The organism is Kitasatospora sp. NPDC028055, from assembly GCF_040637885.1.
GTDB lineage: Bacteria > Actinomycetota > Actinomycetes > Streptomycetales > Streptomycetaceae > Kitasatospora.
Map to the genome: position 1 here is coordinate 38,635 of NZ_JBEZXE010000007.1, position 13,183 is coordinate 51,817.

Here is a 13,183-nt window from a genome sequence, read left to right on the forward strand (position 1 = left end):
ACCGTCCGGCGGCACCACCGTCCGGCGGCGTCGGCCGACGAACCGGGCACGAACGAGGGGCTGGCCCGCCGCACCGCAAGGATGCGGCCGCCCCGCCCCTCGACAACTCCTCCTCCCGGTCAGCAAGATGTGACGCCACACCATCCGTCACAGTCACCCCGGGAGCCACCACGATGGGCCGCCGCAGCCTCCAGCACCACCGGACGGCACTGCTCGCCGGTCTCACCGCCCTGACGCTCTCCCTCGCGCTCTGCTCCTGCTCCGCGGGGTCGGGCGGCGCCGCCGCGGACGCCCCGATCGCCGCCACCGGGATGCCCAAGCTGACCTCGGTCGACATCAACGCCCACGACCGCGCCCAGCTGCGCCAGGGCGGCACCCTGAACCTGGCGATCTCCCAGTTCTCCCACCAGTGGTCGCCGATCCACACCGACGGCACCGAGTCCTCGACCGTCGCGGTCAGCAAGCCGCTGCTGCCGACCTTCTTCCGCTCCGACGCGGCGGGCACCCAGACCGTCAACCCGGCGTACCTCCAGGAGGCCCACGCCGAGCTCAGGGACGGCCACCAGGTGGTCACCTGGACGCTCAACCCGAAGGCCCACTGGTCCGACGGCACCCCGATCACCTGGCGCGACATCGAGGCCAACTGGCGCGCCATGAACGGCAAGGACCCGGCGTACCGGCCGTCCAGCACCTCCGGCTTCGAGCTGGTCAGCTCGGTCGAGCGGGGCAAGGACGACTTCCAGGCCGTGATGACCTTCGACCGGCCGTTCTCCGAGTGGCAGTCGATGTTCAACGGCGCCGCCAACGCGCCGCTGCTGCCCGCGAGCAAGGTGTCCACCCCGGAACTGTTCAACTCGGCCTACCTGGACGCCATCCCGCTCACCGCCGGCCCCTTCAAGGTCGAGCGGCTGGACCCGTCGGCGCAGACCGTCACCCTGGTCGCCGACCCGGCCTGGTGGGGCGACAGGCCGGTGCTGGACCGGATCGTCTTCCACGCCATGCTGCCCGACGCGATGCGCACCGCCTTCGCCAAGGGCGAGATCGACCTCCTCAACAACGGCCCGGACCTGGCCGGCTACCAGGTCATCAAGAGCACCAAGGGCGCGGCCGTGCGCCGGGCCGGCGGGCCGGACTTCCGGCAGCTCACCCTGAACGCCCGCAACCCCGTGCTCGCCGACCCGACCGTCCGCCAGGCCGTCTTCCAGGCGATCAACCGGGACGCCCTGATCCGCACCGACCTCAACGGCCTGGACTGGCCCGCCGTCCCGCTCAACAACCACCTGCTGGTCGCCAACCAGAACGGCTACCGCGACAACTCCCTGGGGCTGTCCCGCTTCGACCCGGCCGAGGCCGCCCGCAAGCTGGACGCGGCGGGCTGGAAGCTCGACGGCGACGTACGGAAGAAGGACGGCCGCGAGCTGAACCTGCGGATGGTCGTCCCCGCCGGGGTGGCCGTGGCCCAGAACGAGACGGCCTCCGTGTCGAAGATGCTCAAGGACGTCGGCGTCAAGGTCACCCCGGTGACCGCCGCCGCCAACGAGTTCTTCGACAAGTACGTCAACCGCGACGACTTCGACATCGCCGTCTACGCACTGCTCGGCACCCCGTTCCCGGCCAGCGGCAGCCGCGCGAGCTACGTCCAGAACAGCTCCTCCAACCGGGCCGGCGCCGGCAGTCCCGCGGTGGACGCCGCGCTCGACCGGGCCGCCGGCGCGACCGACGCCGGCACCGCCTCCGAGGCGATCAACCAGGCCGACGGCGAGCTCTGGAAGGTGGCCGGCGTCCTGCCGCTCTACCAGCGCCCGCAGCTGTACGGCGCCCGCGCCGACCTCGCCAACATCGGCGCCCAGGGCCTGTCCGACATCGTCTGGGAGAACGTCGGCTTCACCAAGTAGCGCCCCGGCTCAGCCGTGCAGGGTCTCCCGCCAGTAGTGGCAGGCGCTGCGGCGGCCGGGCAGCTCGGCCCCCTCCGCGTCCGCCACCGGCACCAGCGGCGGGAGTTCGGTCAGGCAGCGGTCCTGCACCCGGTCGCAGCGGGGGTTGAACGCGCAGCCCTCCGGGATGCGCAGCAGGCTGGGCGGCAGGCCCTTGATGGCGTGCAGGTCCTGGCCCTTCTGGTCCAGCCGGGGGATGGAGGCCAGCAGGCCCCGGGTGTACGGGTGGGCCGGGCGCGCGTACAGCTCGTGCACGGGGGAGGTCTCGACGATCCGGCCCGCGTACATCACGGCGATCTTGTCCGCGACGTCGGCGACCACGCCCAGGTCGTGGGTGATCAGGATCAGGCCCATGTTGAACTCGGCCTGCAACTCGGCCAGCAGGTCCATCACCTGGGCCTGCACCGTCACGTCCAGGGCGGTGGTGGGCTCGTCGGCGATGATCAGGTCCGGCTCCAGCGCCATCGCCATCGCGATCATGATGCGCTGGCGCATGCCGCCCGAGAACTGGTGCGGGTAGTCGTTCACCCGCTGCTTGGCCGCCGGGATGCGCACCCGCTCCATCAGCTCGACGGCCTTCACCTTCGCCTCGGCGCGCGAGAACCCCTGGTGCACCCGGAACATCTCGCCGAGCTGGTAGCCCACGCTGAGCACCGGGTTGAGCGCGGACAGCGCGTCCTGGAAGATCATCGCGATCTGCCGGCCCCGGACGGTCCGCCGGAGCCGGGGGCTCATGGTCAGCAGATCGTCGCCCCGGAACAGGATCCGCCCCGAGGTGATCCGGCCGGGCGGCACGTCCAGGATGCCCATGATCGCCTGCGCCGTGACCGATTTCCCGGAGCCGGACTCGCCCAGCACCGCCAGCGTCTCCCCCGCCGCCACCGAGTAGCTCACCCCGTTGACGGCCTTGGCGACACCGTCCCGGGTGTGGAACTCGATGTGCAGGTCCTCGACCTCCAGCAACGGCGTCCCGGGCACCAGGTTCTCCCGTCCGCCGCCGACCACCTCGACCGCATCCATCCGGGCAGCCCTCCTCAGCGCAGCCGCGACCATCGCCTGGCGCAGAGCAACTATCAAGGAACGACGTTCACTTGGGGAGTGTGCGGCAGATCTCGGTTCCATCACGGCGAAGGGCGCGCCCTCGGTACGAGGACGCGCCCTGGGTGGCACCGACCGCTAAGGCTCCTGGCCGGAGCCGTCGTCGGGCTGCCGTTTCCCCCACTCCGCCGCGCTCTGCCCGGTCCCGCGCTCCGCCGCGAAGTGACACGCCGAGTCGTGCACCGCCGCCCCGCTCAGCCAGCCCGGCGCGGCCAGCAGCGGCACCTCCACCGAGCAGCGCTCCTGCGCCTTCCAGCAGCGGGTGCGGAACCGGCACCCCGAGGGCGGGTTGGCCGGCGAGGGCACGTCCCCGGTGAGGACGATCCGGTCCCGGCTCTCGCGCGCCGTCGGGTCCGGCACCGGCACCGCCGACAGCAGCGCCTGGGTGTACGGATGGGTCGCGTGGTCGTAGATCTCCAGGTCGCTGCCGAGCTCGACCATCTTCCCCAGGTACATCACCCCCACCCGGTCCGAGATGTGCCGGACGATGGAGAGGTCGTGGGCGATGAACATGTACGAGAGGTTGAACTCGCCCTGCAGCTGCTCCAGCAGGTTGATCACCTGCGCCTGGACCGACACGTCCAGCGCGGAGACCGGCTCGTCGCAGATGATGATCTCCGGCCTGAGCGCCAACCCCCTTGCGATGCCGATGCGCTGGCGCTGGCCGCCGGAGAACTGGTGCGGGTACCGGTTGATGTACTCCGGGTTGAGCCCGACCACGTCCAGCAGGTCCTGGACGGCCTTGCGGCGGTCGCCCTTGGGCGCCACCTCGGGGTGGATCTCGAACGGTTCGCCGATGATGTCGCCGACCGTCATCCGCGGGTTGAGCGAGGTGTACGGGTCCTGGAACACCATCTGGATGTTGCGCCGGACGGCCTTCAAGCCGGCCCCGGAGAGCCGGGAGATCTCCTCGCCCTTGTAGCGGACGGACCCTCCGGTGGCCGGCTCCAGGTTCATCAGCACCTTGGCCAGCGTGGACTTGCCGCAACCGGACTCGCCGACGATGCCGAGCGTCTCGCCCTGCATCAGGTCGAAGCTGACCCCGTCCACCGCCTTGACCGCGCCGACCTGCTTCCGGAACAGCACGCCCTTGGTCAGCGGGAAGTGCTTGACCAGGTCCCGGACCTCCAGGATCGGCTCGCCGCGCGGCACCGGCTGCTCGAAGGCGACCTCCTCCGGCACCGCCACGCCCGACGCGCTGGCCCCGTTAACGGTCATGGAGGGTCTCCTTCCAGAAGAAGCAGGCGCTGCCGCGGCCCTCCAGCGGGGTGCCGTCCTCCTCGGTGACCGGGAACAGCTCCGGCACCTCGGCCCGGCAGACGTCCTGGGCCCGCGGGCAGCGGGGGTTGAAGGCGCAGCCCTTGGGGATCCGCAGCAGGTTGGGCGGCAGGCCCTTGATGGCGTAGAGCTCTTGGCCCTTCTGGTCCAGCCGGGGGATGGAGTCCAGCAGGCCCCGGGTGTACGGGTGCGCGGGCCGGGCGTACAGCTCGTGCACGGGCGCCGTCTCGACGATCCGGCCCGCGTACATCACGGCGATCTTGTCCGCGACGTCGGCGACCACGCCCAGGTCGTGGGTGATCAGGATGAGCCCCATGTGGAACTCTGCCTGCAACTCGGCCAGCAGGTCCATCACCTGGGCCTGCACCGTCACGTCCAGGGCGGTGGTGGGCTCGTCGGCGATGATCAGGTCCGGCTCCAGCGCCAGCGCCATCGCGATCATGATGCGCTGGCGCATGCCCCCCGAGAACTGGTGCGGGTAGTCGTTCACCCGCTGCTTGGCCGCCGGGATGCGCACCCGCTCCATCAGCTCGACGGCCTTGGCCTTCGCCTCGGCCCGGGAGACGCCCTGGTGCGCCCGGAACATCTCGCCGAGCTGGTAGCCCACGCTGAGCACCGGGTTGAGCGCGGACAGCGCGTCCTGGAAGATCATCGCGATCTTCCGGCCGCGGATCCTGCGCCGCTCCTCCTTGCCCATCTTCAACATGTCCTGGCCCCGGAAGCGGATCTCCCCGCGCGGGATCCGGGCCGGCGGCATGTCCAGGATGCCCATGATCGCCTGGGCGGTCACCGACTTCCCGGAGCCGGACTCGCCCAGCACCGCCAGCGTCTCCCCGGCCCGGACGCTGTAGTTGACCCCGTTGACGGCACGGGCGACGCCGTCCCGGGTGACGAACTCGACGTGCAGGTCCCGCACGTCGAGCAGCGGCCCCTCGTAGGGCGTCTGCCGCTCCTGCCCGGTGGCGTCCACAGCTGTACTCACGATGCGCTCCCCTCGCTCAGCGAAGCTTCGGGTCGAGGGCGTCGCGCACCGCGTCGCCCAGCATGATGAAGGCCAGCACGGTGACGGAGAGCGCCGCGGCCGGGAAGAACAGCACGTACGGCGCCGTGCGGATCACCTTCTGGGCGGAGGAGATGTCGATGCCCCAGGAGATGGTCGGGTCCTGGAGGCCGATGCCGAGGAAGCTCAGCGTGGCCTCGGCCGCGATGTAGCCGCCGAGCGCGATGGTGGCGACCACGATCACCGGGGCGATCGCGTTCGGCAGGATGTGCCGGAACATCAGCCGCCCCGTCCCGGCGCCGAGCGCCCGGCCCGCCACCACGTAGTCGGCCTGTTTGACGGTCAGCACCGCGCCGCGCATGACGCGGGCGATCTGGGTCCAGCCGAGCACGCCGAGGGCGATGACCACGCTCCAGACCGTGCGGGTGGAGAAGGCGTTCAGCAGCACCAGGGCGCCGAGCAGCAGCGGGATGCCGAAGAAGATGTCGACGATCCGGGAGATCACCGCGTCCACGGCGCCGCCGAAGTACCCGGCGACCATGCCGGTCAGCCCGCCGAGCACGGTGACCGCGGCGGTCACGAAGATGCCGACAGTGATCGAGGCGCGGGCGCCGTAGATGACCCGGGCGAAGATGGAGCGGCCCTGGGCGTCGTAGCCGAACCAGCCGGCGCCGAAGACGTCGCCCCAGTCCGGCCGGCGCAGGTAGTTGTTCACCAGGTCCGCCCTGCGCGGGTCCGCGTCGGTGAAGGCGTACGGGAAGACCGCCATCACCACCAGCAGCAGGATCAGCACCGCGGAGATCAGGAAGATCGGCCGCCGGCGCAGGTCCCGCCAGGCGTCGCCCCAGAGGCTGCGGGCCTCCTCCCGCTTCTCCACGTCGGGTTCGACCAGGGTCTCCAGCTCGACCGCCATGCCCTGCTCGCCCGCGTAGTCCAGGTGCGAGACACCGGGCTTGGGGTGCGGCTTGGGCGAGTCCTCGTCGTGGATGTCAGGCATAGCGGATCCTCGGGTCCAGGACCGCGTAGAGCAGGTCGACGAGCAGGCTGGCGACCAGGTAGACGATCACCAGGACGGTCACGATGCCGACCACGGTGGGCCCTTCCTTCGTGTTGATCGCCCGGTACAGGACGTTGCCGATGCCCTGCACGTTGAAGATGCCCTCGGTGACGATCGCGCCGCCCATCAGCGCGCCCAGGTCGGTGCCGAGGAAGGTGACCACCGGGATCAGCGAGTTGCGCAGCAGGTGGCGCAGGATGATGGTGCGCCGGGGCAGGCCCTTGGCGACGGCGGTGCGCATGTAGTCGGCCCGCAGGTTCTCGCCGATCGAGGTCCGGGTCAGCCGGGCCACGTAGGCGAGCGAGAGCGAGCCCAGCACCACGGCGGGCAGGACGAGTTGGGAGAGGTCGTAGCTGTCCTGCACGGTCGGGGTGACCCAGCCCAGATTGGTGGCGAAGACCGTCTGCGCGATGTACGCCAGCACGAAGACCGGGATCGAGATCACCACCAGGGTCAGCACCAGCACCAGGGTGTCGGCGATGCTGCCGCGCCACAGTCCGGAGACCAGGCCGAGCGCGAGGCCGAGGATCAGCTCGAACACGAAGGCCAGCAGCGCGAGCCGGATGGTGACCGGGAAGGCCCCGGCCATGATGTCCGAGACCGGGCGCCCGGTGAAGCTGGTGCCGAAGTCGCCCTGGAACAGGTTCGCCATGTAGTGCAGGTACTGCTTCCAGACCGGCTGGTCGAGGAAGTACTTGTGCTTGATGCTGGCCACCACGGCCGGGTCGGCCGCCTTCTCCCCGAACAGCGCCGTCACCGGGTCCCCGGGCAGCGTGTAGACCATCAGGAAGATCAGCAGCGTGGTGCCGAAGAACACCGGGATCATCTGCAGCACCCGCCGCAGCACGTAACTGCCCATCCGAGCCTCCTTCCAGGGCGTGACCGGCCGGGGGCGACCGGCCGGGAGAACCGGGCCCCGCCCTCCGTGCGGGGAGGACGGGGCCGCGTGGGGGGCGGGTCAGCCCTTGACCTCGACCTGGGTCCAGGCCGGGTTGCCGAAGGAGTCGAACTTCACGTTCTGCACCTTGTTCGAGTAGCCCGAGTTGGTGCGGTAGTACCAGAGCGGGATGGCCGGCATGCCGCTCGGCAGCACCGCCTCGGCCTGCTGGTAGCCGGTCACCGTGTCGGCGACGCTGGCGGCCTCGTCGGCCTTGGTGGCGGCGTCGTCGAACTGCGGGTTGCTGTAGCCGAAGTCGTTGGAGGCCGCGCCGGTGCGGTAGACGTCGGAGAGGAAGTTGGCGTTCAGCGGGTAGTCCTGCACCCAGCCGGTGCGGAAGGCGCCGTTGAGCTGGTGCGCGGTGATCGCCGCGCGGGCGGTCTTGAAGTCGGGCTTCGGGTCGCCCAGGCAGTCCACGCCGGTGCTCTGCCGGATCGAGTTGCAGACGGCGTCGACCCACTCCTTGTGGCCGCCGTCCGCGTTGTAGGTGATCAGCAGCTTGTTGCCGGGGACGCCGCCGCCCTCCTGGATCAGCTGCTTGGCCTTGGCCGCGTCGAACTTGCAGAAGTCGCCGCAGGCGCCGTCCTTGTAGCCCTCGACGCCCTCGGCGACCCAGGCGGTGGCGGGCTTGCGGGAGCCCTGGAGCACCGTCTTGGTGATGACGTCCCGGTCGATCGCCATCGACAGGCCCTGGCGCACCTTCGCCTTGTCCGGCGAGGACCAGTCGGCCTGGTAGAGCGTGAAGCCGATGTTCTGGATCGCGCCCTGCGGGGCGTCGATGGCCCGGTCGCCGAGGTCGTTCTTGTAGTTGGCCAGCGCCGACGGCGGCACCTGGTCCATCACGTCGAGGTTGCTGGACTGGAGGTCCGCGTAGGCGGCCTCGGACGTCGTGTACATCTTGAAGACGATGCCGCCGTTCTTCGGCTTGTCCACGCCCTGGTAGTCCGGGAAGGTCTTGGTGACCACCTCGGTGTTGTGCGACCAGCTGACGAACTGGTACGGGCCGTTGCCCACCGGCTTCTGCCCGTACCCGGCCGGGTCCGAGTAGAAGGCGTCCGGCAGCGGCGAGAAGGCGATGTAGCCGAGCTTGTACTCGAAGTACGAGACCTTGTTCCTGAGCTTGACGGTGAAGTGCAGGTCGTCGGTGACGGTCAGGCCGGACATCTTGTCCGTGGTCGCCTTGCCGGTGGCCGGGTGGACGTCCTGGTAGCCCTCGATGTCGGAGAACCAGGAGCTGTTGATCTGGGCGTTGGCCGGGTTGGCGCCCCAGTTCCAGGCGTCCACGAAGTTCTTGGCGTGCACCGGGGTGCCGTCGTGGAACTTCCAGCCGTCCTTCAGGGTGATGTTGAAGGTCTGCGAGTCACTGGTGTCGATCTTGTCCGCGACCTGCATCCGGATCTTCGCCGTGCTGGGGTCGTAGTCCACCAGCCCCTTGAACAGGTTCTGGATGATGCGGCCACCGCCCACCTCGTTGGCGTTGGCGGGCTGCAGCGGGTTCTGCGGCTCATTGCTCTGGTAGCTGAACGTCTTGCCGGCGTCCGACGAGCTGCTGCCACCGCCTCCCCCGCTGCTGCTGCACCCGGTGGCCACCAGGACCACGGACGTCGCAGCGGCGAGGACCAGGCGAGCACGGGCGGCTACGGGCATGGAGGTCCCTCCTCAGGGGTGTGTGTCGCATCACACCCCATGAGAAGCGCGCCCCGGCGACGGCGCGAGCCGGGTGCACCCGGACGGGTGCCGTGACCCCCTGCCGAGTTGACGCGGCGCCGGATCCTCCCCGGCGCCCGGAACGCCGGAAGGGCCCGCGGCCGGAGCCGCGGACCCTTCCTGGTGCGTACGGGACGTCAGGCCGCGGCCGACTCCCGGACCTCGGCGAAGTGGCAGGCCGACTCGTGGGCGGCCGGGCCCTCCAGCGTGGTCGGGATCGCCAGCAGCGGGATCTCCTCGGCGCAGCGCTCCTCCGCCTTCCAGCAGCGGGTGCGGAAGCGGCAGCCGGACGGCGGGTTGGCCGGCGAGGGGATGTCCCCGGTCAGGATGATCCGCTCGCGGTTCTCGCGCGCCGTCGGGTCCGGCACCGGCACGGCCGACAGCAGCGCCTGGGTGTACGGGTGGGTGGCGTTCTCGTAGATCTCCTCGTCGGAGCCGATCTCGACCATCTTGCCCAGGTACATCACGCCGACGCGGTCGGAGATGTGCCGGACGATGGAGAGGTCGTGCGCGATGAACATGTACGACAGGCCGAACTCGCCCTGCAGCTGCTCCAGCAGGTTGATCACCTGCGCCTGGACGGACACGTCCAGCGCGGAGACCGGCTCGTCGCAGATGATGATCTCCGGCTTGAGCGCCAACCCCCTTGCGATGCCGATGCGCTGGCGCTGGCCGCCGGAGAACTGGTGCGGGTACCGGTTGATGTACTCCGGGTTGAGACCCACGACGTCCAGCAGGTCCTGGACGGCCTTGCGGCGGTCGCCCTTGGGCGCCACCTCGGGGTGGATCTCGAAGGGCTCACCGATGATGTCGCCGACCGTCATGCGCGGGTTCAGCGAGGTGTACGGGTCCTGGAACACCATCTGGATGTTGCGGCGGACGGCCTTGAGGGCCGCGCCGCCCAGGGTGGAGATGTCCTCGCCCTTGAACAGCACCTGACCGGAGGTGGCCCGCTCCAGGTTCATCAGCACCTTGGCCAGCGTGGACTTGCCACAGCCGGACTCGCCGACGATCCCGAGCGTCTCGCCCTTCTTGAGGTCGAAGCTGATGCCGTCGACGGCCTTGACCGCGCCGACCTGCTTCTTGAACAGGACGCCCTGGGTCAGCGGGTAGTGCTTGACCAGGTCCTTGACCTCCAGGATGTTCTCAGCCATGGAGGGTCTCCTTCCAGAGGTGGCACGCGCTGCGGCGGCCGGTGATCTCCGTGCCGTCCTCGTCGGTCACGTGGTGCAGCAGCGGGACCTCCGTGCGGCACAGGTCGGTGGCGACGTCGCAGCGGGGGTTGAACGCGCAGCCGGCCGGAACCTTGAGCAGGTTCGGGGGCAGGCCCTTGATCGCGTACAGGTCCTGGCCCTTCTGGTCCAGGCGCGGGATCGAGCGCAGCAGGCCCTTGGTGTACGGGTGCGCGGGCTTCGCGTACAGCTCGTGCACCGGGGCGGTCTCGACGATCCGGCCCGCGTACATCACGGCGATCTTGTCCGCGACGTCGGCGACCACGCCGAGGTCGTGGGTGATCAGGATCAGGCCCATGTTGTACTCGGCCTGGAGCTCCGCCAGCAGGTCCATCACCTGGGCCTGGACGGTGACGTCCAGGGCGGTGGTGGGCTCGTCGGCGATGATCAGGTCGGGCTGCAGCGACAGCGCCATCGCGATCATGATGCGCTGGCGCATACCGCCGGAGAACTGGTGCGGGTAGTCGTTCACCCGCTGCTTGGCGGCGGGAATGCGCACCCGGTCCATCAGCTCGACGGCCTTGGCCTTGGCCTCGGCCTTGGAGGCGCCCTCGTGCACCCGGAACATCTCGCCGAGCTGGTAGCCCACGCTGAGCACGGGGTTGAGCGAGGACAGCGCGTCCTGGAAGATCATCGCGATCTTCCGGCCGCGGATCTTGCGCCGCTCCTCGTTGCTCATCTTGAGCATGTCCTGGCCGCGGAACAGGATCTCGCCCTGGGTCACCTTGCCCGGGGGCATGTCCAGGATGCCCATGATGGTCTGGGCCGTCACGGACTTGCCGGAGCCGGACTCGCCGAGGACGGCGAGGGTCTCGCCGGCCGAGACGGAGTAGTTGACGCCGTTCACGGCCTTGGCGATCCCGTCCCGGGTGTGGAACTCCACGTGGAGGTCCTTGACCTCCAGGAGCGGGGTTCCGACTTCGAGACGGTCCTTGTTCTGGTTGTTCTTCTCGATCACGGTGGTCATCGGGTCGTCACCTCTTCTCTCAGCGGAGCTTCGGGTCGAGGGCGTCGCGGACCGCGTCGCCGAGCATGATGAAGGCCAGCACGGTGAGGCTCAGCATGCCTGCGGGGAAGAACAGGGCGAACGGCGCCGTACGGATCAGCTTCTGGGCCGAGTTGATGTCGATGCCCCAGGAGATGGTCGGGTCCTGCAGACCGATGCCCAGGAAGCTCAGCGTGGCCTCCAGGGCGATGAAGCCGCCGAGCGCGATGGTGGCGACCACGATCACCGGGGCGATCGCGTTCGGCAGGATGTGCCGGAACATGATCCGGCTGGTGCTGGCGCCGAGCGCCCGGGCCGCCGTCACGAAGTCGGACTGCTTGACCGTGATCACCGAACCGCGCATGACACGGGTCATCTGGGTCCACCCCAGGGCGACCAGGGCGAAGACCACGCTCCAGATCGTGCGCGTGGGGAAGGCGTTCAGGATCACCAGCGCGCCGAGCAGCAGCGGGATGCCGAAGAAGATGTCGGTGACCCGGGAGATGATCGTGTCGATCCAGCCCCCGAAGTAGCCGGCGAGCATGCCGGTGATGCCGCCGATGACGGCCGTACCGACGGTGACGCAGATGCCGACCACGACCGAGGCGCGGGCGCCGTAGATGACGCGGGCGTAGATGCTGCGGCCCTGGCCGTCGTAGCCGAACCAGTCCCCTTCGAAGAAGTGGCTGTAGTTCGGCGGCGTGTGGAAGTGGTTGCGCAGGTCGCCGGCCCGCGGGTCCACCGAGGTGAACAGCCCGGGGGCGATCGCGATCACGATCAGCAGCAGGATCAGCAGCGCGGACAGCACGAAGATCGGCTTGCGCCGGAGGTCGTGCCAGGCGTCGGAGCCGAGGCTGCGCGGCTTCTCCGGCTTGGCGGCCGGCGCGACGGTGGTCTGGGCCGGGATCTTCCCGGCCGTCTTCTTCTCGGTCAGGTCAGGCATACCGGATCCTCGGGTCCAGGACCGCGTAAAGCAGGTCGACGATCAGGCCGGCGGCCAGGTAGACGAGCACCAGGAAGGCCACGAAGCCGGAGACGGTCGCGCCCTCCTTCATGTTGATCGCCTGGTAGAGCGCGTGGCCGACACCCTGGACGTTGAAGATGCCCTCGGTGACGATCGCACCGCCCATCAGGGCGCCGAGGTCGGTGCCGAGGAAGGTGACCACCGGGATCAGCGAGTTGCGCAGCAGGTGGGTGCCGATGACCTTCCGGCGCGGCAGGCCCTTGGCCACCGCGGTGCGGACGTAGTCGGCCTTGATGTTCTCGGCGATGGAGGTACGGGTGAGGCGCGCGACGTAGGCCAGCGACAGCGAGCCGAGCACGACGGCCGGCAGCACCAGCTGGGTGATGTCGTCGCTGTGCTGGACGGTCGGCGTGACCCACTTGAGGTTGATGCCGAAGATCGTCTGGAACAGGAAGCCCAGCACCGGGACCGGGATCGAGATCAGCAGCAGGGTGAAGACCAGCGCGCCCTTGTCGAAGAGCTTGCCGCGGCGCAGACCCGCGAACAGGCCGATGCCGATGCCGACCACGATCTCGATGGCGAACGCGAACAGCGCCAGCCGGACCGTGACCGGGAGCGCCTCGGTGATCTTGTCGAGCACCGGACGTCCGTCCAGTGCCGTGCCGAAGTCACCGGTGAGCAGGCCCCCCATGTAGGAGAGGTACTGCTGGACCAGCGGCTGGTCCAGGTGCTGCTGGTGCCTCAGGACTGCGAGCTGCACCGGGTCCGGCGCCTTGTCGCCCCACAGTGCCGCCAGCGGGTCACCGGGCAGCAAGTGCACCATGAAAAAGATGAGTGCGGTCGTTCCGAGGAACACCGGAATCATCTGGAGCAGTCGCCTCGCGACAAAGCGCCCCATCGTGCCTCCATGTATGGCTCTGCCGGGCCCGTCAACCCGGCAAGAGATAAGTCGGCGTGCCAACGGCCGGTGCCAGTCCTCGCCCTTGTGGGG

11 protein-coding genes are annotated in these 13,183 nt (G+C 69.4%); 1 reads left to right on the plus strand and 10 read right to left on the minus strand.

All coding sequences use genetic code 11. From position 1 onward, the window contains the following. Positions 1-173 precede the first annotated feature (173 nt). Positions 174-1,895 carry an ABC transporter family substrate-binding protein gene (locus AB0F71_RS11030; protein WP_360230898.1) on the plus strand — a complete coding sequence of 574 codons (1,722 nt, stop codon included), beginning with the start codon at positions 174-176 and terminating at the stop codon, positions 1,893-1,895. A 9-nt stretch (positions 1,896-1,904) separates the two neighbouring features. Here the strand turns inward: AB0F71_RS11030 and AB0F71_RS11035 are convergent, their stop codons facing one another. The 10 genes from AB0F71_RS11035 to AB0F71_RS11080 form a co-directional block, all read right to left on the minus strand. Then, on the minus strand, positions 1,905-2,954 hold the full coding sequence (locus AB0F71_RS11035; RefSeq protein ID WP_360230900.1) for an ABC transporter ATP-binding protein: 1,050 nt from the start codon (positions 2,952-2,954) through the stop codon (positions 1,905-1,907). A gap of 156 nt (positions 2,955-3,110) precedes the next feature. After that, on the minus strand, positions 3,111-4,250 hold the full coding sequence (locus AB0F71_RS11040; protein ID WP_360230902.1) for a dipeptide ABC transporter ATP-binding protein: 1,140 nt from the start codon (positions 4,248-4,250) through the stop codon (positions 3,111-3,113). After that, a complete protein-coding gene (locus AB0F71_RS11045) occupies positions 4,240-5,292 on the minus strand; it encodes an ABC transporter ATP-binding protein (RefSeq protein WP_360230904.1) in 1,053 nt (350 codons plus the stop codon). The genes AB0F71_RS11040 and AB0F71_RS11045 overlap by 11 nt, the downstream gene beginning before the upstream one ends. A gap of 16 nt (positions 5,293-5,308) precedes the next feature. Next, positions 5,309-6,223: an ABC transporter permease gene (locus AB0F71_RS11050; protein ID WP_360231295.1), complete on the minus strand. Its 915-nt coding sequence runs from the start codon at positions 6,221-6,223 to the stop codon at positions 5,309-5,311. A gap of 76 nt (positions 6,224-6,299) precedes the next feature. Then, entirely contained in the window at positions 6,300-7,226 is a 927-nt protein-coding gene (locus AB0F71_RS11055) for an ABC transporter permease (RefSeq protein ID WP_360230906.1), read from the minus strand. Positions 7,227-7,325: 99 nt separating this feature from the next. Next, positions 7,326-8,951, minus strand: coding sequence for an ABC transporter substrate-binding protein (locus tag AB0F71_RS11060; RefSeq protein WP_360230908.1), 1,626 nt, complete (start codon positions 8,949-8,951; stop codon positions 7,326-7,328). 197 nt (positions 8,952-9,148) lie between these two features. After that, entirely contained in the window at positions 9,149-10,165 is a 1,017-nt protein-coding gene (locus tag AB0F71_RS11065; protein ID WP_360230910.1) for a dipeptide ABC transporter ATP-binding protein, read from the minus strand. After that, on the minus strand, positions 10,158-11,210 hold the full coding sequence (locus AB0F71_RS11070) for an ABC transporter ATP-binding protein (protein ID WP_360230912.1): 1,053 nt from the start codon (positions 11,208-11,210) through the stop codon (positions 10,158-10,160). The genes AB0F71_RS11065 and AB0F71_RS11070 overlap by 8 nt, the downstream gene beginning before the upstream one ends. A gap of 19 nt (positions 11,211-11,229) precedes the next feature. Further along, positions 11,230-12,171: an ABC transporter permease gene (locus AB0F71_RS11075; protein ID WP_360230914.1), complete on the minus strand. Its 942-nt coding sequence runs from the start codon at positions 12,169-12,171 to the stop codon at positions 11,230-11,232. Beyond that, positions 12,164-13,090, minus strand: a complete 927-nt coding sequence (locus AB0F71_RS11080; protein ID WP_360230916.1) for an ABC transporter permease — start codon at positions 13,088-13,090, stop codon at positions 12,164-12,166. The genes AB0F71_RS11075 and AB0F71_RS11080 overlap by 8 nt, the downstream gene beginning before the upstream one ends. Between the last annotated feature and the right edge of the window lie 93 nt (positions 13,091-13,183).

What these genes read in the sequence shown, in the direction of transcription:
- AB0F71_RS11030 (WP_360230898.1), top strand. Translation starts at nt 174, where the DNA reads ATGGGCCGCCGCAGCCTCCAGCACCACCGGACGGCACTGCTCGCCGGT.
- AB0F71_RS11035 (WP_360230900.1), bottom strand. Translation starts at nt 2,954, where the DNA reads ATGGATGCGGTCGAGGTGGTCGGCGGCGGACGGGAGAACCTGGTGCCC.
- AB0F71_RS11040 (WP_360230902.1), bottom strand. Translation starts at nt 4,250, where the DNA reads ATGACCGTTAACGGGGCCAGCGCGTCGGGCGTGGCGGTGCCGGAGGAG.
- AB0F71_RS11050 (WP_360231295.1), bottom strand. Translation starts at nt 6,223, where the DNA reads ATGGCGGTCGAGCTGGAGACCCTGGTCGAACCCGACGTGGAGAAGCGG.
- AB0F71_RS11055 (WP_360230906.1), bottom strand. Translation starts at nt 7,226, where the DNA reads ATGGGCAGTTACGTGCTGCGGCGGGTGCTGCAGATGATCCCGGTGTTC.
- AB0F71_RS11060 (WP_360230908.1), bottom strand. Translation starts at nt 8,951, where the DNA reads ATGCCCGTAGCCGCCCGTGCTCGCCTGGTCCTCGCCGCTGCGACGTCC.
- AB0F71_RS11065 (WP_360230910.1), bottom strand. Translation starts at nt 10,165, where the DNA reads ATGGCTGAGAACATCCTGGAGGTCAAGGACCTGGTCAAGCACTACCCG.
- AB0F71_RS11070 (WP_360230912.1), bottom strand. Translation starts at nt 11,210, where the DNA reads ATGACCACCGTGATCGAGAAGAACAACCAGAACAAGGACCGTCTCGAA.
- AB0F71_RS11075 (WP_360230914.1), bottom strand. Translation starts at nt 12,171, where the DNA reads ATGCCTGACCTGACCGAGAAGAAGACGGCCGGGAAGATCCCGGCCCAG.
- AB0F71_RS11080 (WP_360230916.1), bottom strand. Translation starts at nt 13,090, where the DNA reads ATGGGGCGCTTTGTCGCGAGGCGACTGCTCCAGATGATTCCGGTGTTC.